General features: G+C 58.4%; 19 protein-coding genes. 16 read left to right on the forward strand and 3 right to left on the reverse strand.

Annotated elements, in window-relative coordinates:
- The first annotated feature begins 20 nt into the window (after nt 1-20).
- The 13 genes from flhC (at nt 21) to flhF (ending at nt 16147) form a co-directional block, all read left to right on the forward strand.
- On the forward strand, nt 21-671 hold the full coding sequence (gene flhC, locus VF694_RS07960) for a flagellar transcriptional regulator FlhC (protein WP_003804715.1): 651 nt from the start codon (nt 21-23) through the stop codon (nt 669-671).
- 191 nt (nt 672-862) lie between these two features.
- On the forward strand, nt 863-1738 hold the full coding sequence (gene motA, locus VF694_RS07965; RefSeq protein ID WP_003804713.1) for a flagellar motor stator protein MotA: 876 nt from the start codon (nt 863-865) through the stop codon (nt 1736-1738).
- Between the two features lie 12 nt (nt 1739-1750).
- The gene (motB, locus tag VF694_RS07970; protein ID WP_003804712.1) at nt 1751-2689 is read left to right on the forward strand and encodes a flagellar motor protein MotB; all 939 of its coding nucleotides are present in this window, start codon (nt 1751-1753) and stop codon (nt 2687-2689) included.
- A gap of 87 nt (nt 2690-2776) precedes the next feature.
- Nucleotides 2777-4879 (forward strand): chemotaxis protein CheA, encoded by a 2103-nt coding sequence (gene cheA / locus VF694_RS07975; RefSeq protein WP_003804710.1) that lies wholly within the window; start codon nt 2777-2779, stop codon nt 4877-4879.
- A 16-nt stretch (nt 4880-4895) separates the two neighbouring features.
- Nucleotides 4896-5396 (forward strand): chemotaxis protein CheW, encoded by a 501-nt coding sequence (locus VF694_RS07980; RefSeq protein ID WP_003804708.1) that lies wholly within the window; start codon nt 4896-4898, stop codon nt 5394-5396.
- Nucleotides 5397-5522: 126 nt separating this feature from the next.
- Nucleotides 5523-7259: a methyl-accepting chemotaxis protein gene (locus VF694_RS07985; protein WP_003804706.1), complete on the forward strand. Its 1737-nt coding sequence runs from the start codon at nt 5523-5525 to the stop codon at nt 7257-7259.
- 4 nt (nt 7260-7263) lie between these two features.
- The gene (locus tag VF694_RS07990; protein ID WP_230406275.1) at nt 7264-8106 is read left to right on the forward strand and encodes a CheR family methyltransferase; all 843 of its coding nucleotides are present in this window, start codon (nt 7264-7266) and stop codon (nt 8104-8106) included.
- 64 nt (nt 8107-8170) lie between these two features.
- Entirely contained in the window at nt 8171-9229 is a 1059-nt protein-coding gene (locus VF694_RS07995) for a protein-glutamate methylesterase/protein-glutamine glutaminase (RefSeq protein WP_003804702.1), read from the forward strand.
- Between the two features lie 44 nt (nt 9230-9273).
- Nucleotides 9274-9663, forward strand: a complete 390-nt coding sequence (cheY, locus tag VF694_RS08000; RefSeq protein ID WP_003804700.1) for a chemotaxis response regulator CheY — start codon at nt 9274-9276, stop codon at nt 9661-9663.
- Between the two features lie 13 nt (nt 9664-9676).
- Nucleotides 9677-10318, forward strand: coding sequence for a protein phosphatase CheZ (cheZ, locus tag VF694_RS08005; RefSeq protein WP_003804698.1), 642 nt, complete (start codon nt 9677-9679; stop codon nt 10316-10318).
- A 215-nt stretch (nt 10319-10533) separates the two neighbouring features.
- Complete coding sequence (gene flhB, locus VF694_RS08010) at nt 10534-11685, forward strand: flagellar biosynthesis protein FlhB (RefSeq protein WP_003804696.1); 1152 nt, start codon at nt 10534-10536, stop codon at nt 11683-11685.
- 5 nt (nt 11686-11690) lie between these two features.
- Entirely contained in the window at nt 11691-13802 is a 2112-nt protein-coding gene (flhA, locus tag VF694_RS08015; RefSeq protein WP_003804694.1) for a flagellar biosynthesis protein FlhA, read from the forward strand.
- Nucleotides 13799-16147, forward strand: coding sequence for a flagellar biosynthesis protein FlhF (gene flhF / locus VF694_RS08020; RefSeq protein ID WP_003804692.1), 2349 nt, complete (start codon nt 13799-13801; stop codon nt 16145-16147). The genes flhA and flhF overlap by 4 nt, the downstream gene beginning before the upstream one ends.
- Before the next feature lie 250 nt (nt 16148-16397).
- Here the strand turns inward: flhF and VF694_RS08025 are convergent, their stop codons facing one another.
- The 3 genes from VF694_RS08025 to flgA all read right to left on the reverse strand — a co-directional run bounded on the left by VF694_RS08025 (nt 16398) and on the right by flgA (nt 17886).
- On the reverse strand, nt 16398-16847 hold the full coding sequence (locus tag VF694_RS08025; protein ID WP_240209352.1) for a flagella synthesis protein FlgN: 450 nt from the start codon (nt 16845-16847) through the stop codon (nt 16398-16400).
- Nucleotides 16848-16863: 16 nt separating this feature from the next.
- A complete protein-coding gene (gene flgM / locus VF694_RS08030) occupies nt 16864-17151 on the reverse strand; it encodes a flagellar biosynthesis anti-sigma factor FlgM (protein ID WP_240209351.1) in 288 nt (95 codons plus the stop codon).
- 84 nt (nt 17152-17235) lie between these two features.
- Nucleotides 17236-17886: a flagellar basal body P-ring formation chaperone FlgA gene (flgA, locus tag VF694_RS08035; RefSeq protein WP_003804687.1), complete on the reverse strand. Its 651-nt coding sequence runs from the start codon at nt 17884-17886 to the stop codon at nt 17236-17238.
- Between the two features lie 228 nt (nt 17887-18114).
- On the opposite strand from flgA, the gene flgB reads away from it, so the two are divergent.
- Genes flgB through VF694_RS08050 form a run of 3 tightly spaced genes read left to right on the forward strand, consistent with a single transcriptional unit; the run spans nt 18115 to nt 19664 of the window.
- Nucleotides 18115-18531 (forward strand): flagellar basal body rod protein FlgB, encoded by a 417-nt coding sequence (gene flgB / locus VF694_RS08040; protein ID WP_003804685.1) that lies wholly within the window; start codon nt 18115-18117, stop codon nt 18529-18531.
- A 12-nt stretch (nt 18532-18543) separates the two neighbouring features.
- A complete protein-coding gene (flgC, locus tag VF694_RS08045) occupies nt 18544-18948 on the forward strand; it encodes a flagellar basal body rod protein FlgC (protein ID WP_003804683.1) in 405 nt (134 codons plus the stop codon).
- A gap of 23 nt (nt 18949-18971) precedes the next feature.
- Nucleotides 18972-19664 (forward strand): flagellar hook capping FlgD N-terminal domain-containing protein, encoded by a 693-nt coding sequence (locus tag VF694_RS08050; RefSeq protein ID WP_003804681.1) that lies wholly within the window; start codon nt 18972-18974, stop codon nt 19662-19664.
- Nucleotides 19665-19716 lie beyond the last annotated feature (52 nt).

The following is a 19716-nucleotide window of genomic DNA, read 5'->3' on the forward strand; positions in this document are numbered from 1 at the left end:
AACTTATTACATCAAGAACTATGGCTATAAAAAGCGTCGCCAAAGAGGCCCAGGAAATTGGGCTTGCTTCCGACATGATTGAGCTGGGGGCGCGCTTGCAGGTTCTGCAAGCAGAAACATCGTTAAGTTACGACCGGCTGGCCCGTTTGTACCGCGAAGTCAAAGGCTGCTCGCCGCCTAAAGGCATGCTGCCTTTTTCGGTTGACTGGTTCATGACCTGGCTGCCCAATATTCATTCCAGTCTGTTCTACAGCATTTACCAGTTCATGGCCTTGCATACGCCTTGCGACAAAAGCCGTGCGCTGGTCGAGGCGTATCGCCTGTATCTGGAGCAGTCTTCGGCAGGTCGTCTGGATGTGGGGCCAGATGAAGAACCGGTGCTGAGCTTCACCCGCGCCTGGATGCTGTTGCGCTTTTTTGATAGTGGCCTGTTGCAGTTGTCCCAATGCGAGCGCTGCAAGGGGGGGTTTGTGGCCCATGCGCACGATCCCGAAGCCGGCTTTATTTGCGCTATTTGTCGCCCGCCTCCGCGAGCTGGCAAGACGCGTGCCAGCAAGGCGCGCAGCACAGCGAAATCGCCTGCCGGCAAAAGTCGAAAATCCGACTCGACCAGAGAGCCGCAAGCCGGGGTCTCGGGGCACGTCGCCGTTCAGGCAGACGTGCCCGTTTAGCAATAGCTTTTGTCGTCAGTATGCAGCAAAGCCGGATGGATGCTGGTTTTTGATGTGGATCTGATACCAATCTGAATGTGTCAAGGCAACCGGAAGCGTTGATCTAGGCTGGAAAAAGGCCGTTAACGTGTCGTTTTAGCCCGGTTGCTTGCCGCCATCATTAGCAGCGTGTATTTGAAGAAGGCGTATCCGTGCTTATTATCCTTGGATATATCATTGTTTTCGTCTCCGTTTTCGGGAGCTTTGTAGGGCTGGGCGGGCATTTGGGTGCGCTCTACCAGCCTTTTGAATTACTGCTGATTGGTGGCGCGGCCCTGGGGGCCTATTTTGCGTCCAACAGTGGCAAGTCCATCAAGCTGCTGGCCAAAGCCTTGCCGATTGCCTTTCGCAGCAGCCCCTACAACAAGCAGTTGTACATGCAGTTGATGGGCATGCTGTCCGTACTGCTGAACAAGGCTCGTCGCGATGGCATGATGTCCATCGAGGCCGATATCGAAAACCCTGAACAAAGTCCCATCTTCGCCGATTACCCCAATGTGGTGAAAGATCCGGCCTTGATGAACTTTGTGTCCGATTACTTGCGTTTGATGATCAGCGGCAATATGAGCTCGTTTGAGATCGAAACCCTGATGGATCAGGATATTGAAACCCACCAGCACGAGCGCAATGTGCCCGCGCGCGCCTTGCGAGAGGTCTCCGATGCCTTGCCCGCCTTCGGGATTGTGGCGGCAGTGCTTGGCGTGGTGAAAGCCCTGGCATCGGTGGATCAGCCGCCTGCTGTGTTGGCCGATCTGATCTCCAAGGCTATGGTCGGGACGTTTCTGGGTATTTTGCTCGCTTATGGTTTTGTGGCTCCTTTGGCCGCGACCATCGAACGCCGCACTTCGGATTCGGTCAAGGTGCTTGAATGCATCAAGGTGACCTTGCTGGCCAACCTGAACGGCTACCCTCCCCAGTTGGCGGTGGAGTTTGGTCGCAAGGTGCTGTTTTCCTCCGATCGCCCTTCGTTCCAGGAACTGGAAGAGCATGTCCGTCAGGCCCGTTCGGGTGGCGGTCGCAAAGCCTAAGCGGATGCGTTCATGAGCAATCACAAGGATCGCGTGGTCATCCGTCGCAAGAAGATGGCCCATGCCGAACACCATGGCGGCAGCTGGAAAATTGCCTATGCCGACTTCATGACGGCGATGATGGCCTTTTTCCTGGTGATGTGGATTCTTTCGCTGGTTCCCAAGCAGGACTTGAAGGAAATCGCCGATTATTTTCGCATGCCCTTGATGGATGCGATCTCAGGCGGTTATCAGGCCGACTATTCACGCAGTGTGATTCCAGGCGGTCAGCCCAGTCTGGTTCCCAACCCCCATTCTGGAGTCAACTCCAGCCAAGCGGCAGACGACCGTCAGGATGTCGAGCGTCTGGAAGATTTGAAGTCCGCTCTGGAGGAGTTGATCCGCATCGATCCGGTCTTGAGCGAGTTTCGTCCGCAATTGCTGCTGGACATGACTCAGGACGGTTTGCGCATTCAGATCATTGACCGCCAAAGCCGCCCCATGTTTTCCACAGGCAGTGCGCATGTGCAGATCTATATGCGGGCGATTTTGCGCTCGCTTAGCGCCCCGCTCAACGAAATGCCCAACCGCATTCTGATTTCCGGTCATACCGATTCGCTGCCTTACGCCAGTGGCGAGCGCCTCTACAGCAACTGGGAACTGTCCGCTGATCGGGCCAATGCGGCTCGCCAGGAGCTGGTGGCCGGCGGTCTGGCCGAGGCCAAGGTCAAGCAGGTGCTGGGTTTGGCCGATACTGTCAGCCTGGTTAAAGATAACCCCGCCGCAGCCGTAAATCGGCGTATCAGCCTGCTCGTGCTCAATAGCCGGGCGGAACGACGCATGGACGAGCAGGCGGCAAGTGGTTCGCAAGAGTTTGATTTGCGCGAAGCCATGCAGGAGACCGACGGGCCAATCAGTATTCATATTCCCGGTTTGCCTGCCATGCCTTCTGCTTTGCCGGTAGTGCCTTAGGACCTGTTTTCAGGCCCGGATGGCCCACGGGTTTGGGCTGTGCTTTTTGTTTTGTTGTTCTAAGCCATAACCAAGAAGGAAGTGTTCATGAGCTCCGGCGTGGATCTGAGTCAGTTTTACGAAACCTTTTTCGATGAAGCCGATGAGTTGCTGGCGGACATGGAGCGCTTGCTGCTGGAGCTGGATCTGGATGAGCCAGATCGTGACCAGCTCAATGCCATCTTTCGGGCCGCGCACTCCATCAAGGGTGGGGCGGGCACGTTTGGCTGTTTCGGTCAGTTGGCTGAGACGACTCATTTACTCGAAAATCTGCTCGATCTGGTCCGTAATGGCGAGATGCAATTGCGCAAGGACATGATTGACCTCTTTCTGGAAACCAAGGACGTGCTAACCGGACAAGTCAATGCCTACCGCGAGGAACAGGAGCCTGACGAGGAAGCCTACACTCGCATCTGCGCGCAGTTAAGGCAACTGGCCCTGGAACAAAAGGGCATTCTGGCAACGGACACGAAAGGCGCAGAAGCGATTTTGCAAGCTGAAGCCGAAGCAGAGCCCGAGCCGGAACCGGCCGCCAATACGGAAGGCTTGCCGCTGTGGGTGTCCATGGGGCCGGTCTCGGATAAGGATGCCGAGGCCTTGCAACAGGAAATGGAGTTGATGGGCACCATCGTCCATCAAACTCGCGAAGGTGATCGCCTGGATATCTGGGTGGAAACCACGGGTTCGGCTGACGATATCCTGGCCGTGTGCTGCTTTATTCTGAATGCCGATCAGGTGTCGGTAAAACCGGCCGCCGCGCCTGGGCAAGCGGTGACGTCTGCGTCCACTGCGGCACCCGCCGTGGTTCCCGCGGCTGCAGTGGTTGTCGAGCCTGCAGCCCCCGCTGTCGCGCCGGCCGCTCCGGCGCCCGCAGCGGCTCCGGTTGCCGCTGAGCCTGAGAAAACGGCAACGACGGTTCCTGCTGCTCCCAAAGCGGCCGACAAACCCGCCAAGGCGGCAGCACCCAAGGAGTCCGGCACCATTCGTGTGGGCGTGGAGAAGGTCGACCAGATCATCAATCTGGTGGGCGAACTGGTCATCACGCAAGCCATGTTGGTGCAGACGGCCTCTACGCTGGACCCGGTGGTGCACGACCGTTTGCTCAACGGTATCGAGCAGCTCGAGCGCAATGCGCGTGATCTGCAAGAGTCGGTCATGTCCATTCGCATGATGCCCATGGACTATGTGTTCAGCCGCTTTCCGCGCGTGGTGCGTGAAAGTGCCGCACGCATGAACAAGAAGATTCGTCTGGTCACCAAGGGGCAGGCCACCGAGCTGGACAAGAGCCTGATCGAACGCATTATCGACCCGCTGACTCACCTGGTGCGCAACAGTATCGACCACGGCATTGAAATGCCCGAGGATCGGCTGGCAGCGGGCAAGGAAGAAGAGGGCGTGCTGACCTTGTCAGCCCAGCATCAGGGTGGCCACATCATTATTGAAGTGGTGGATGATGGTGCCGGCCTGAACCGCGAACGTATTCTGAAGAAAGCCATGTCCTCGGGCCTGCCGGTAACCGAGAGCATGCCGGACGACGAAGTCTGGCAACTGATCTTTGCCCCCGGTTTTTCCACCGCCGACAAGGTTACGGAAATTTCCGGGCGTGGCGTGGGCATGGACGTGGTGCGACGCAATATTCAAAGCATGGGTGGCCATGTGCAGCTGTACTCGCGTGCGGGCAAGGGAACGACCACCCGTATTGTTCTGCCGCTGACGCTGGCGATTCTGGACGGCATGTCGGTACAGGTGGGCAATGAAGTGTTCATCCTGCCGCTGGCTCATGTAACCGAATCCATGCAGCCTACTGAAGAGCAGTTGCGCCGCGTAACCGATACCGATCACGTCATGTTTGTGCGTGGCGAGTATCTGCCCCTGATTTCCTTGCGTGACATCTTCTCGGTTGAGGGGGCCGAGACCGATGTGACGCGCGCGATTGCCGTTATCTTGCAGGCTGAAGACATGCGCTTTGCCTTGCTGGTCGATCACCTGATCGGGCAGCATCAAGTCGTGGTCAAGAACCTGGAAGCCAACTATAGAAAAATTCCGGGTATTTCCGCTGCCACCATTTTGGGCGATGGCAGCGTAGCCCTGATTGTTGATGTTTTTGCCTTGCAACGTCTGGCGCGGGACCCCGCCTCGACGTGGGCCTGATTATTCGGAGATCTTTATGTCCAACGACTTTACTTCCCACTCCGAAGCTGCCGAGGCTGGCGGCAAGGAGTATCTGGTATTTACTCTGGGCGACCAGGAATACGGCATCGATATTCTGAAAGTTCAGGAAATACGCGGCTACGACTCTCAGACCGTAACGCGTATTGCCAACGTGCCCAACTTCATCAAGGGTGTCACCAATCTGCGCGGTGTGATTGTGCCTATCGCCGACTTGCGGGTGCGCTTTAACATGGAGCGGGTGGAGTACGACCACCAGACCGTGGTGGTGATTCTGAATCTGCACGACCGCGTAGCAGGTGTGGTGGTGGATGGGGTCTCGGACGTGCTGGTTTTGCAGTCGTCCCAGATCAGTGCCGCCCCCAGCTTTGGCACAGCTTTCTCGACCGAGTACCTGACCGGGATCGGCACGCTGGGTGAACGCATGCTGATTTTGGTGGATATTGAAAAACTCATGACCAGCGAAGAGATGGCACTGGTCGATAGCGCGGTGGCCTGATCACCCGAGTCTGCAAAGACTTGCAAAGCGGGGCCTGTTGAGCAGGTCCTTCAAGGATTGTTCGGGTCGGGGGAGGCGTCACAAGCGCCTCTGATGTTCTGATCTACTCTAGACAAGGTGCTTGCGATGCTGGATGGATTACGTTTGGCCAATCTGAAGGTGCGGACCAGTCTGATTCTGGTACTGGTGTTTTTTCTGGCAATGCTGGTGGCGGGCGCGGCTTTGGGGATTTTGTCCCTGCGTGCCAATAACGGTGCGCTGCAAAGCATCGTGGTCAACCAGCGGGTAGGCTCGGCCATGTATCAGGCGATCGAGCACTACAAAGAGACCCAAACCCTGATTGGACGAGCGGCCATCAGCTATGTGGTCAGCAACGATCTGCAAAACCAGGACCTGATGGCCGAGTGGAGCGATGCGGCGCCTGAAACCTCAGCGATCAGTTCGGCAACCCGTGATGCGCTGGAGGCGACGCGCAAGCAGTTCGAGCGTGCCCAGGAAGCGTTTTTTGAGTATCAGGGCGTGGCCACGCAGCTGGAAGGCACCAATGACTATTATCAGCGTGTAGATGCGGCATTCATGTCGCTGATGCAAGGCGGGGTGCTGCCTTTGATTGCCTATCTGGAGCAGGGCGATATTGCAGGTTTTCGCAGTTATGTCGCCACGACCACCAAGTTCCTGGAAGAAGATCTGTACAGCGCCTTGAACTCCTTGCAAGAGGCTCAGCAGCGCTCGATTGATACCCAGTACCAGAAAGAGAACGAGCAATACAACCTGGTAATCCGTCTGGTCGGACTGGCCATGGTGCTGTGTCTGTTTATTTCCCTGGCGGTGTATGTGTTCTTGAATCGCATGGTGCTGCGTCCCCTGCGTCAGGCTGGAGAACATTTTGACCGGATTGCCAGTGGTGACCTGACCCAGCGTGTAGAGGTCAAGTCCACCAATGAGATCGGCGTGCTCTACGATGCGGTCCGCCGTATGCAAAACAGCCTGCAGTCGATGGTGCAGACCGTGCGCCAGGGGGTGGAGGAGATTACCTTTGGCTCACATGAGATTTATGTGGGCAATACGGATCTGAGCAGTCGCACGGAAGAGCAGGCTGCCTCCTTGCAGGAGACGGCGGCCAGCATGGAGCAATTGGCCAGTACGGTTCGCCAGAACTCCGATAATGCCCAGCAGGCCGACAAGGTTGCCAAGAACGCATCGGAAGTGGCGCTGCGTGGCGGTCAGGCGGTCTCTACCGTGGTGCAGACCATGGAGGATCTGTCTGCCAGTTCGGGGCAGATCGCGCAGATTGTGAACGTGATTGACGGCATTGCTTTCCAGACCAATATCCTGGCCTTGAACGCTGCCGTGGAAGCAGCGCGCGCCGGCGAGCAGGGCAAGGGTTTTGCCGTGGTGGCCGGGGAAGTGCGTAGCTTGGCGCAGCGCAGTGCGCAGGCCGCCCGCGAGATCAAGGGTTTGATCGAGCAGTCGCTGGCCAAGGTCAAGGAAGGGACCCGCCAGGTGGATGAGGCGGGCAAGGTGGTGATGGAAGTGGTCAGTTCGGTACAGAGCGTGACCACCATCATGGCAGAAATTTCTTCCGCCTCGAACGAGCAGTCCGAGGGGATTGAGCAGGTAAACCGGGCGGTTGCACAAATGGATGTGGTTGTGCAGCAAAACGCGGCTCTGGTGGAGCAGGCGAGCGCAGCGGCCGGGTCTTTGCAGGATCAGGCCACCCGTCTGTCCGATGCGGTGTCGGCGTTCAAGGTGAGCGCGCACGACATTATTGATGATCCGTTTGAGTCGTCCGGACCGGAGCGTTTGCGTTCCACCGAGCGTCTGTCGACGGGGCCTTTTAGCGGGACCTTGGCCAGCCTGTAGCGATATGAGCACATCTGTGGAACCTTTTGTTTATACATTGCCCTCGATCCCGCAAGCCTCGAGGGCCGACTGTGAGCGAGCCGCGCGCTTGCTCAAGTCGTATGCGGGCATCATCTTAGGTACCCACAAAGAAGACATGGTGGCCCGCACGTTGGGCATGCGCAGCCAAGGTGCGGGGTTGCGGGAAGTGCGTCAGTACCTGGACGTTCTGGAGCAGGACACGCACAGCCAGGAATGGCAGGATTTTGTTAACGCTTTCACCATCAATCACACTGCGTTTTTTCGCGAGCAGCATCACTTCGATATTCTGGGCAAATTTGTCAGCACACGCGGCAAGCCGCTGGATATCTGGTGCAGTGCGGCCTCGACCGGCGAGGAGGCATATTCGATTGCCATGACTGTGCGCGAGCACTGCCCCTCGCCTGATGTCAACGTGTCCATCCTGGCCAGCGATATTGACTCGGCTGCCCTGGACAAGGCCCGGCAGGGGGTCTACACCCTGGAGCGCATCCAGCCTGTGCCCGATCTCTGGTTGCCCCGCTATTTTCAGCGCGGCGTGGGCGCGCGCAAAGGGCTGGCACGGGTTAAGCCCGTGTTGCGCAACATGGTGGAGTTCGAGGAGTTCAACCTGGTGGGGCCAACCTGGCCCTCGTCCAGTCGTTTTGATGTGATCTTCTGTCGAAACACCATGATTTATTTTGATCGGGATGACCAGACGCGCATTCTGGAGCGATTTGCCGCCGTGACCAAACCGGGCGGCCTGCTGTTTGTCGGGCATTCGGAGAATTTCTCTTACCTGACCAAGGCATTTCGCCTGCTTGGTCAGACGGTATATGTCCGCAATTAGGGCCTGACCGCCTCTTGCCAAGCGCCAGGCTCTGTCGGCGCTTGAAATCGGGATTATGAGTAGCATGAAGAAAATTCGAGTTTTGTGTGTAGACGATTCCGCCCTGGTGCGCAGCCTGATGGTGGAAATTATCAACAGTCATGCGGATATGGAAGTGGTGGCGGTAGCCCCGGACCCGCTGGTGGCGCGCGAGCTGATCAAAGAACACAATCCAGATGTCCTGACGCTGGATGTGGAGATGCCTCGCATGGACGGCCTGGATTTTCTGGAGCGCCTGATGCGCTTGCGTCCGATGCCGGTCGTGATGGTCTCTTCGCTGACCGAGCGCAATTCGGATGTCACCTTGCGTGCACTGGAGCTGGGCGCCGTGGACTTTGTGACCAAGCCCAAGCTGGGCCTGCGCGATGGCCTGCTCGATTACTCGGACCTGATTGCCGACAAGATCCGTGCGGCCTCCATTGCCCGTCCGCGCCGTGCTGTTCCGGCCGTGCCAGGCGCGGCCCCGGCGCGCCGCCTGACGCATAATTTTTCAACGACTGAAAAACTGATCATGATTGGCGCCTCCACGGGTGGCACGGAAGCCATCCGCCAAGTGCTTGAGCCCTTGCCGGCCAATTGTCCGGCCATCATGATTACCCAACATATGCCTGCCGGTTTCACACGCTCGTTTGTGAACCGACTCGATGGCTTGTGCTCCATGCAGGTGCATGAGGCTGAGGACGGTCAACGCGTGCTGCCCGGCCACGTGTATCTGGCTCCAGGCGGGGTCGCTCACATGAAGCTGGCCCGTTCAGGGGCCAATTATGTGGTCAAGCTGGTCGATAGCGAACCGGTCAATCGTCATCGGCCTTCGGTCGATGTCCTGTTTCACTCTGCTGCCGAGCTGGCCGGACGCAATGCCGTGGGGGTGATTCTGACCGGCATGGGCAAGGATGGCGCACAAGGCCTGCTGGCCATGAGACAGGCAGGAGCCTTGACCTTTGCCCAGGATGAGGCCACCAGTGTGGTCTTTGGCATGCCGCGTGAAGCCTTGCAAATTGGCGCAACGGATATCGCCTTGCCGTTGGGGCAGATCAGCGAACGAATTCTAGCCAGTGTGGGGGCCTTTGGGCACCGTGTATAAACGGGCCTGAACGCACTGGCATGCTACTCATTTGGAGAATGTAAATGGTACAAAAAAATATAAAGATTCTCGTCGTCGATGACTTTCCTACCATGCGCCGGATCATCAAGAACCTGCTCAAGGATCTGGGATACGAGAATGTGGATGAAGCTGAAGATGGCCAGATGGGCCTGGAGAAATTGCGTAATGGCAATTTTGAGTTTGTGGTCTCGGACTGGAACATGCCCAATCTGGACGGGCTGGAGATGCTCAAACAGATTCGCGCTGATGCGAACCTGGCTTCGTTGCCGGTGCTCATGGTGACGGCTGAAGCCAAGAAAGAAAACATTATTGCCGCCGCCCAGGCAGGGGCCAATGGCTACGTGGTCAAACCCTTTACCGCCGCAACGCTGGAAGAAAAGCTGAACAAGATCTTCGAGAAAATGGGCGGTTAATACGGAGTACGTCATGGACCCACAGCAAACACCGACTCATCCTGATTCCCAAAGCGTACCGGTTGATCTGGTCTACCGCATCGCCAATCTGACCCGCCTGCTGCGGGAAAGCATGCGCGAACTGGGTCTGGATCAAGCCATCAAAGATGCCGCGCACGCGATTCCGGATGCCCGCGATCGTCTGCACTATGTGGCTCGCATGACCGAGCAAGCCGCCAACCGGGTGCTCAATGCTGCCGAGCAGGTGCGTCCTTTGCAAGAGTCTTTGCAAGCCGACGCCCAGGCGCTCGATGTGGAATGGGAGCAATGGTTTGAGCAGCCCCTGGACCAGGATCAGGCCCGCGAGCTAGTCAAGCGCACGCGTGGCTTTTTGCGCGATGTGCCCGTCAAGGCCCAGCAGACCCAGGACAACCTGCTGGAGATCATCATGGCCCAGGATTTTCAGGATCTGACCGGGCAGGTGATCACGCGCATGCTGGGCGTGGTCGGCACCATCGAGACCGAGCTGGTCCAGGTGCTGGTCGACAATGTGCCCACGGAAAAACGCGAAGAAACTCAAAGCCTTATCAATGGTCCAGTGGTCTCGCCGGTGGCCTCGGAAGTGGTCACCAGCCAGGATCAGGTGGACGATTTGCTGGCCAATCTGGGCTTTTGAACCTGTCCCTTCGAGACGGCTTGTGTCGACATTAAAAAGGCGCTGCGCACTGCAGCGCCTTTTTGCTTGTGGGGAACAGCCTGCTTTTATCGGGCTTTCTCCGCGCTATCAGAGCGGCGGTGCTCTTTTAGAATGACCCCGCGACCTGTAGTGCGAGCGCGACATTTGTGCTGGGCGCCTGATTCATTCCTTCAATTCCTGCGTCTTGGCAGTCCATGGCAGAAGACAGCGATCTCGAAAAAACAGAACCGGCCTCGCCCCGGCGCCTGGAAAAGGCGCGGGAAGAAGGGCAGGTGGCCCGTTCCAGAGAGCTGACCACGTTTTTGATGCTGCTGGCCGGCATTGGTGGAATCTGGGTCGGGGCTGCGTATCTGTATGAAACCTTCGGCGGTATCGTGCGGCGCAGCGTCTGGTTCGATCCCCGTGTCGCCCATGACCCCAATGCCATGGTGGTCCAGGCGGCGGGGCTGGCTGGCGAAGCACTCAAGGGGCTGGCGCCCTTGTTTGCACTGCTGGTGCTTGTCGCGATACTGGCCTCCATTGCACTGGGTGGGATGAGTTTTAGCGGCAAGGCGCTGCAACCCAAGTTCGAACGCATGAATCCGGCCAAGGGCATCAAGCGCATGTTTTCCATGCAAACGGTGATTGAACTGATCAAGACCCTGGCCAAAGCGGGTCTGGTCGGCTCCGTGGCGGTCTATGTCATTTGGACCGAGCGCGAGCAGATGACAGCACTGATGTATGTGCATCCCACAGCGGCCATCGCCACGGGAATGACCTTGATCATCAAGTGTTGCGCCCTGATTGCCGCCAGCCTGCTGGTGATTGTGTTGATTGACGCGCCCTGGCAGCTGTGGAGCTTTTATAAGAAGCTGCGCATGTCGCGTCAGGACGTAAAGGAAGAACATAAGGAAAGTGAGGGCGATCCGCATGTCAAAGGGCGCATCCGGCAGCAGCAGCGGTCCATGGCGCGTTCGCGCATGATGTCCCAGGTGCCGGGCGCCGATGTGGTGGTCACCAACCCCACGCATTATGCGGTCGCGCTGAAGTACCAGGATGGCAAAGGTGGCGCGCCACGCGTGGTGGCCAAAGGAACGGGCCTGATCGCCGCCAAGATTCGCGGGCTGGCGGCAGAGCATAAGGTGGCGATGCTGGAAGCACCCGCGCTGGCGCGAGCCTTGTATTTCAATGTTGAGCTGGAGCGTGAGATTCCTGTGGACCTGTACTCGGCGGTGGCCGAGGTGCTGGCCTGGGTCTATCAGCTTCGTAACTGGAACAAGGGGCAGGGCGAACGTCCGATCATGCCCACCCGACTGAACGTGCCCACGGGCATGGATGAAGGTCCACTGCGTTCGCGCAAACATTAAAAGCAATGAACAATTTTTTTGCCTTACTGAAACAAAACGGGGGACAACACGCCCGGCTTCTCGCCGGCCCGGTGCTGATTCTCATGGTGATGGCCATGATGATTCTGCCCTTGCCGCCGTTTCTGCTGGACCTGCTGTTTACCTTTAATATCGCCCTGGCCGTCATGATTTTGCTGGTGGCCATGTTTACCAAAAAGCCCTTAGATTTTGCGGCTTTTCCGGCGGTGCTGCTGTTTGCCACCTTGTTGCGTCTGGCCCTGAACGTGGCCTCCACGCGGGTGGTGCTGATGAACGGTCATAAAGGACCGGATGCGGCGGGGCAGGTGATTGAGGCCTTTGGTCACTTTCTGGTCGGCGGCAATTTTGCCGTGGGTCTGATCGTGTTCGTGATTCTGGTCATCATCAACTTTGTGGTGATTACCAAGGGTGCGGGCCGTATTGCCGAAGTGGGAGCCCGCTTTACCCTGGATGCCCTGCCGGGCAAGCAAATGGCCATTGATGCGGATCTGAATGCCGGTCTGATTGGCGAGGAAGATGCGCGACGTCGCCGGGCGGAAGTCTCGCAGGAGGCCGAGTTCTACGGTTCCATGGATGGTGCCAGCAAGTTTGTGCGCGGTGATGCGGTGGCCGGTCTGCTGATCATGGTCATCAACGTCATCGGCGGACTGGTTATCGGCGTGCTGCAGCACGGCCTGTCTTTCTCGGAAGCCGGCCATGTGTATACCTTGCTCACCATTGGTGACGGGCTGGTCGCGCAGATTCCCGCCCTGATTATCTCCACGGCGGCCGGGGTCGTGGTCTCGCGGGTGGCCACTGATGAGGATGTGGGCCAGCAGATGGTCAACCAGCTTTTCCGCAATCCCATGGTGCTGTATATCACTGCCGGGATTCTGGGCTTGATGGGTTTGATTCCCGGCATGCCCAATCTGGTGTTTCTGTTGTTGGCGGCCATTCTGGGAGCGGGGGCCTGGCTGATGCAGAAACATCAGGCAGAACAGGCACAGCAGACCAGTGAACCCAATGATGAGGTCTTGGCGGCAGCCGATTCAGCGGCCAGCGAAGCCAGCTGGAATGATGTGTCCATGGTCGACCCCTTGGGGCTGGAAGTGGGCTATCGCCTGATCTCGCTGGTGGACCACGCTCAAAACGGTGAGTTGCTGCACCGTATCCGCAGTTTGCGTAAGAAGTTTGCGCAGGAAGTGGGCTTTTTGCCGCCCGTCGTTCATATCCGGGACAACCTTGAACTCAAGCCCAATGATTACCGCATTTTGTTGGCCGGTGTGGAGATCGGGCGCGGTACCGCCACGCCGGGCCAGTGGCTGGCCATCGATCCTGGCGGTGTCACCATGAAGCTGCCGGGCACCCCGACCAGCGATCCGGCCTTTGGTCTGCCCGCTGTGTGGGTTGACGTGAGTATGCGTGAACAGGCCCAGATTGCGGGCTATACCGTGGTCGATGCCAGCACGGTGATTGCCACGCACATCAATCATTTACTGCATCGCCACGGGGCTGAATTGCTGGGCCGTCAGGAAGTGCAGCAACTGCTCGACCATGTGGGGCGCGAGGCTCCCAAGCTGGTCGAGGATTTTGTGCCCCAGACCCTGTCTCTTAGCCTTTTGCTCAAGGTCTTGCGAGGTCTGCTGGCGGAAGATGTGCCGATTCGCGATATGCGCAGCATTGTGGAGACCTTGGCCGAACATGCGCCGCGCATTCTGGCTCCCGGTGCCGTCCAGCCCGGGCAAGAGGCAGGCGAGCTTCTGGCCGTTTTGCGGGTGGCGCTGGGCCGGGCCATCGTACAACAGTGGTTCCCCGGCGAGGGCGAACTGCGCGTGATTGGCTTGGATGCGCGTCTGGAGCGTGTCATGACGCAGGCCTTGACCAGCAGCGGCGCTCTGGAGCCCGGTCTGGCCGAGTCGGTGCTGACCGATACCATGCGGGCCGCCCAGTTCCAGGAAGAGCATGGCGACCCACCCGTGCTGGTTGTGCCGCCCATTTTGCGGGCGACCCTGTCTCGTTTCCTGCGTCACCACATTCCCCAGTTGGGTGTCTTGTCTAACGCTGAAATTCCTGAAGAACGCATTCTTCGGGTCACCACCATTATTGGTCAGTCTGAATGAATATAAGTCGCTTTTTTGGCAGTACCAGTCGTGAGGCCATGCGTCAGGTGCGCCTTGCTTTAGGCCCGGATGCATTGATTGTGTCCAACCGTCGAGTCAATGGCGGGGTGGAAATTCTGGCCACGGATTCCAGCTCGGTTCCCGGTGCTACGGCCGAGCGTGCGCCCATGCCCACGGGCACAGCGCATCAGGCAGCGGGCATACGTCAGCAGGACATGGCTGCGCCACCGGCTGCCGACAATGTGATGGGGGCAATCGGTGCGTTGCGCGGTGCCTTGGAAGGCCGGATGGATGATCTGGTCTGGAGCCATCAGATGCGCCGCTCTCCGGTTGCGGTCAATCTGTTCCAGAGCCTGTTGTCGCAGGGTTTTAGCACCGCGTTATTGCGTGCGCTGCTCAAGCGCCTGCCGCCCGAGCTGGGCGCGCGTGCTGCCTTGCAGTGGGTGCGTACCGAACTGGAAACCCATTTGCCCGTGTTGCGGGCTGAGGATTCCCTGTGGCAGCCGGGGCTGGCCCTGGCGCTGGTCGGTCCTACGGGGGTGGGCAAGACCACCACGCTGGCAAAGCTGGCGGCCCGCGCCGTACGTCGTTTCGGCCCGGATAAAGTGGTTTTGCTGACCACGGACACCTATCGGATTGGTGCTCATGAACAATTAAAGATTTATGGCGACCTCATGCGAGTGGCCGTACATATTGTTCAGGATGTGGCGCAGTTGCGCAGCGTGATGCTGGGCGTGCGGCCCGATCAGGTGATCCTGATCGACAATATGGGGATCAGCCAGCGGGATCGCTATGTGCGCGAACAGGCCGCTTTGCTGGCAGGTGCCGGTCGCCGCGTACAGCGCCTGCTGGTGCTTAACGCCGCCAGCCAGGGGGATACCTTGGATGAGGTGGCCCGCAGCTATACCCAGGACGGCGGCACGCCGTTGAGCGGCTGCATCATCTCCAAAGTGGATGAGGCCATCAAGCTGGGTGCTCCCCTGGATACAGCCATTCGTTTCAAATTGCCAATCCATTATGTGTCCAATGGCCAGAAAGTGCCCGAGGACTTGCGCTTTATGAGTGCGGGTGAACTGGTCGATTCTGCCTTGCAGGTTCGCGAAAGTCAGCGCCCTCTGTATGCGGCCAGCTCTGGCGACCTGGCCGCCTTGCTGGAAAGTGGCGGGCAGTCCGCTCAGGAACATCAGGCCGAGGAAGAGCGCCGGGCGCGTGTCTTGCCGCGTCTTTTGTCTGCTGCCTCGGCGGGTGGCCCCGTCGGCCTGGAGCAGGCACGGCGTGCCGCCGCTGATCTGGACGAGCGATTGGCCTGCGCCGAAGCTTATGACTTTTGGCGTGACTTGCACGCCCCTCATGCTGCTGTGCAGGATGGGGCTGCTGCACAACGAGCCGAAGGCTTGATGCGCGCCGCGTGTCAGGAAGTGAGCGAAGGCGATGTGTCTCGTTTGCTGGTGATCCACGCAGATCATCAGCCTGCAGGCAGTCAGGAGCAGTGTTCGTTCAGTTTCCTGTTCAGCCCCAAAGGTCAGGCTCTCAGCGTTCCCTACTATCAGCGTCAGACACCGTCACAGTGGTCGGATGTACGTGGGGTGCGCAGCATGGAACGGCCCAGTCCCACACAAGCGCTTAATCAGGCCATGCAGGTTTTGAACACCCAGGCCCAGCCGGTGAATCTGCTGCATATTTTTGAAGGCGGATCGCCCACCATGTGGCGTCAGTGGGCCGACATGCCTGCAGACTGGCTGGCGCTGATCCCCGGCGCGACCTCCCTGTGGCACAAGGACGGTAAAACCACGCCGAATGCCCTGAGCAAACAGTTGGCCTTTCATGCCATTCCCGATCTGGCTGCTCGCCTGCACCTTGAAACACTGGGCCGGGTCAGGCTCAGTGAAATCGCGCTGTGGTATGCCGTTGAGCCGGTGCAGTTGCGCCAGCGTCAGGGCGAGCCTGTTCATCTGGATCTAATTGTGCTGCGTACCGTACGTCGGCATGATGGCAAGGTGTTGAAGACCCGTTTTGCGCTCATGCATCAACATGCAGGTGCCGAGCCGATCGCTCCGGCCAGTCTGGCCTGCTACATGATGCTGCGTAGCGAAGTGCAGGAAATGGCACGCTTGTTCAACACCGTGCGCGGCATTTTGCCAGCCAGCCACTCTGAGTTTGAAGAAGAACTTCATCTGCTGGCAGCCGCCCAGTTAACGCTGGCCTGCTGGGACTTGCTGCAGGCCCCCGACAACCGTGGTGTGCGGCAACTGAGTGCCCGCCTGCTGGGCAAACCGGGGCTGAAGTCCAGTCAGTCGGTCGATGCGCTGGTGAAGATGCTGGTGTTGAAAGAAGCGATGAGTTAAGTCCAGCCGTCCAGCCCTGTGTAAAAGCCTGCCAAACGGCAGGCTTTTTTTATGTTTAGCGTCGTCGCAGATGGCCGGGCGCTCAGTTAGATGCGTTGTGATGATGCTCGGGCAGCTCGTTGCGCCGCCAGAGCGCATGATGCATGAGCAGTTCCTGCCTTGTGCAGGAAGCGCTGGCACACTGTAACTTGTCTTTGGGGGAGGTGGAGTTTGCCCTGACCGGACGTTCGCAGGCTGTCAGGGCGAGGTGTCAGACTTTCAGACTTAAAGAGGACTGCGTATTTTGCGTCTTGCCCGACGCATCGTAGAACGTATTGCGCCCCGTGAAGGCTTCTAGCGCATCCAGGTTTTGCTGGGTGTCGGCCAGAAAAGTATCAACCAAAATGCGATTGTTGTCGCTGGCGTTGCGCACTTTTTGGCTCAGCTCGATCAGTTGCTCCAGCTCGTGTTCCAGCTCGTCCTGTTCGGCAGCGTAGCGCAGGCCCTGATTGCTGTTTTCCAGTCCGCGTGCTTGCAGCAGCTGGGCGCGGGTCTGCTCCAGTTGCTCAATGCGTTCGAGCAACTGGTACTTGCTCAAGGTGATCTGGGCCAGTTCCTGAGGCTCAAAGCGACGCAGCAGCAAGGTATTTTCTTCGACCAGCAACTGCTCGAAATCCAGCAGGGCTTGGTGTTGATCGGCAAGGCAGGTTTGCAAAGGCATGGCCGTTTGGGGTGAGTTACTTGAGAAGATCGCGCACGGAGGCGATCAGGGAGTCGGCAATCCGGCTGGTGTCAATTTTGAGCTCGCCGGCGGCAATAGCCTGGCGCAAGGCCTCGACTTTTTTCATGTTCACATCGGCGCTGCTGTCTTGCAGCGAATTGAGCTGGCGGGCTGCGGCGCTGAAATCCACTTCGTTGGTGCTGGTGCTGTTGTATGCCTGGCGTGCACGACTGGGAGCCGTGCTGCGTTCTGTGGCAGAGGTTTCAGCAAGAGGTGTCTTGAGGGAGGAGGGGCTGATCTTCACGTTTTTCTCCGTGCGGCCTGTTCTTTGCGTTGATCTTGTAACGGCGCTCTGGACGCAAACTTTAGCATGCTCATCGGATTTCGTTCAGAGAATGACCTGGACCGTGGAGGCATCCAGGACAGTGGCCGAAATGATTTGCCCTGAACTGGCCTTGATCTGAATTTGGGTGCCCGGTGCTCCGCTTTGCAGAGCCTGACCCTCTCCACTGGCGACAAAGCCCATGCCGCGCGCAATGGTGCGAACCATTTGGCCGCGTGTTACCGATTGTGGATCGCGCAGCGCCGAGGCTCGTATCGCATTGCCCAACGGAATGCGCTGGCTGGCGACATAGCCGATGATCCGCTCCGGATCAATGACCACGCCATTGGCCAGCGCCAGCAAGTCCCCCTCGCGCTCGACCAGATCATCTTGCTGAATGGTCTCGCCTGGGTTGATGCGCCGGCTGCTCACGTAATAGCTGCCCTGGATCGATAGCGTGGCGCCTATCGACGTGCTCCAGCTGTGCGGGCTCAGGCAGCGCACGCCCACGCTCATGCGCGAGCGCAGGCGCTGGCCGCTGGGCAGGAAGATCTGGTTTTGGGCGCAGGCCGGCATAGTGTCAAGGCGCGAGGTATCCAGCGTGATCGTGGCGACACCAGGATACATCTGCGCCTGTTTATGTAAAAACTCCTGCGCCTGCTCCTGCATGGCTTGCACACTGAGTACGTTGGCCGGCTCCTGGGCGCGGGCAGTCACGCTCGCCCCCAGGGCGAACAGACATACGCAAAGCAGGAGTCTATACAAGGTCATGGCTGAATTTTACGGGCTCAGCCGCCGGGTCAAGAGCTGAACTGGCCGATAAATTGCGTTTTGTTCCCGGGTTTGTGATGCCGTGCCTCTGGCTACCATTCTGTCATGTCGGTGAAAAGGCGTGCGCGCGTTCACTGTATTTTGAACTTGAACACAGAATATTGGCTTGACTCCATGATTGATCGCATCGGTGAGCACCTGAAGTTTTACCAGACGGCACTGGCTGTGCGCCAACAGCGCCAAGAGGTTCTGGCCTCCAATATTGCCAACGCCGACACGCCCAACTACAAGGCACGGGATATGGACTTTACGGCCACCCTGAAAGCTGCTTTAGGGGGGCAGGGCCAGATGGCATTGCCCAATACCAGCCTGTCCCTGACATCGGTCCGTCACATACCCGCCCAGGCCAGCCGTCCGCCCAGCACGGACGAGCTGCTCTACCGCGTCCCCGTACAACCATCTTTGGATGGCAATACGGTTGAGATGGACGTCGAGCGCATGCAGTTTGCCGATAACACCTTGCACTATCAAAGCACCATCAACCTGGCGTCCCAGCGTTTGAAAGGCTTGATGGCAGCCTTGCAACAGTAATAGCGAGTCTTCATGTCCAGTTTCAGTATTTTCCAGATTGCCGGCTCTGCCCTGACAGCGCAGTCCCAACGCATGAACGTGTCGGCCAGCAACCTGGCTAACGCCGACAGCGTGGTCGGGCCCGATGGTCAGCCATACAAGGCTCGCCAGGTCGTGTTTCAGATGACTCCGCAGGGCAACAGTCCTGTCGGTGGCGTGCAGGTGCTGGGGGTGCAGGAAAGCAATGCGCCGGGTCGATTGCAGTACGACCCCGGCAATCCCTATGCCGATGCCCAAGGTTATGTGACCTTGCCCAATGTGGATGTGGTGGCCGAGACCGTCAATATGCTGGCCGCGTCGCGCTCCTATCAGGCCAATGTAGAGGTGGTGAACACCTCCAAAAACCTGATGTTGCGCACCCTGACCATTGGCCAGTAAACCGGTTTACGCAAAGAGAGAGCATGAGCACAGTCACCAACGATCGCAGTGCCCTGGACCCCACCGCCGGGGCGATGGCCGGGATAGATGCCCGTAACAAAAGCGCCATGGCCGAAACGGAAGACCGTTTCCTGACCATGCTGATTACACAGCTGCGCAATCAGGACCCACTTAACCCCATGGACAATGCCCAGGTCACCAGCCAGATGGCACAAATGTCCACGGTGGCCGGGATTCAGCAATTGAACAACACCTTGCTGGCCGTGGCCGGACAGATGGATGTCAGCCAGTCCATGCAGGCTGCCAACCTGATTGGCAAGCAGGTGCTGGTGCCAGGTGCGAAAGTGTCCCTGGGCACGAGTCCGGACGGCGAGAAAGTTGCCATGCCTTTTGGGATTGACCTGGTCAGTGGCAGCAGTACCACCTTGGTGCATATCAAAGACAGCAGTGGCAAGGTGGTGCGCGAGTACGAGCTGGGGCCCAAAGAGGCCGGGGTGTATTCGCTGAGCTGGGATGGCCTGGACAACCAGGGCTCCCCGCTGGCCGACGGTTCCTACACCGTCAGTGTGTTGGCCAGCAATGATGGCACGGCGGTGACAGCCAGCCCATTGACGCACGGCAAGGTCGATAGTGTGGCTTATACCTCCAGCGGCCTGATGCTGGATCTGGGTCTGGCAGGTTCATTCTCCCTGCTGGATATACGCAAAATTATGTAAGCGTTGCTGGCCTCTTGAGCGCGCTGGGCCAACACGACATTAAAAGGAAATT

This window comes from Alcaligenes sp. Lyrl_28, from assembly GCF_051948705.1.
Lineage (GTDB): Bacteria > Pseudomonadota > Gammaproteobacteria > Burkholderiales > Burkholderiaceae_B > Alcaligenes > Alcaligenes ammonioxydans.

Bases quoted from the DNA above. Each gene is read 5' to 3' on its own strand.
- flhC (WP_003804715.1), top strand. From the start codon at position 21: ATGGCTATAAAAAGCGTCGCCAAAGAGGCCCAGGAAATTGGGCTTGCT.
- motB (WP_003804712.1), top strand. From the start codon at position 1,751: ATGAGCAATCACAAGGATCGCGTGGTCATCCGTCGCAAGAAGATGGCC.
- cheA (WP_003804710.1), top strand. From the start codon at position 2,777: ATGAGCTCCGGCGTGGATCTGAGTCAGTTTTACGAAACCTTTTTCGAT.
- VF694_RS07980 (WP_003804708.1), top strand. From the start codon at position 4,896: ATGTCCAACGACTTTACTTCCCACTCCGAAGCTGCCGAGGCTGGCGGC.
- VF694_RS07985 (WP_003804706.1), top strand. From the start codon at position 5,523: ATGCTGGATGGATTACGTTTGGCCAATCTGAAGGTGCGGACCAGTCTG.
- VF694_RS07990 (WP_230406275.1), top strand. From the start codon at position 7,264: ATGAGCACATCTGTGGAACCTTTTGTTTATACATTGCCCTCGATCCCG.
- VF694_RS07995 (WP_003804702.1), top strand. From the start codon at position 8,171: ATGAAGAAAATTCGAGTTTTGTGTGTAGACGATTCCGCCCTGGTGCGC.
- cheY (WP_003804700.1), top strand. From the start codon at position 9,274: ATGGTACAAAAAAATATAAAGATTCTCGTCGTCGATGACTTTCCTACC.
- cheZ (WP_003804698.1), top strand. From the start codon at position 9,677: ATGGACCCACAGCAAACACCGACTCATCCTGATTCCCAAAGCGTACCG.
- flhB (WP_003804696.1), top strand. From the start codon at position 10,534: ATGGCAGAAGACAGCGATCTCGAAAAAACAGAACCGGCCTCGCCCCGG.
- flhA (WP_003804694.1), top strand. From the start codon at position 11,691: ATGAACAATTTTTTTGCCTTACTGAAACAAAACGGGGGACAACACGCC.
- flhF (WP_003804692.1), top strand. From the start codon at position 13,799: ATGAATATAAGTCGCTTTTTTGGCAGTACCAGTCGTGAGGCCATGCGT.
- VF694_RS08025 (WP_240209352.1), bottom strand. From the start codon at position 16,847: ATGCCTTTGCAAACCTGCCTTGCCGATCAACACCAAGCCCTGCTGGAT.
- flgB (WP_003804685.1), top strand. From the start codon at position 18,115: ATGATTGATCGCATCGGTGAGCACCTGAAGTTTTACCAGACGGCACTG.
- flgC (WP_003804683.1), top strand. From the start codon at position 18,544: ATGTCCAGTTTCAGTATTTTCCAGATTGCCGGCTCTGCCCTGACAGCG.
- VF694_RS08050 (WP_003804681.1), top strand. From the start codon at position 18,972: ATGAGCACAGTCACCAACGATCGCAGTGCCCTGGACCCCACCGCCGGG.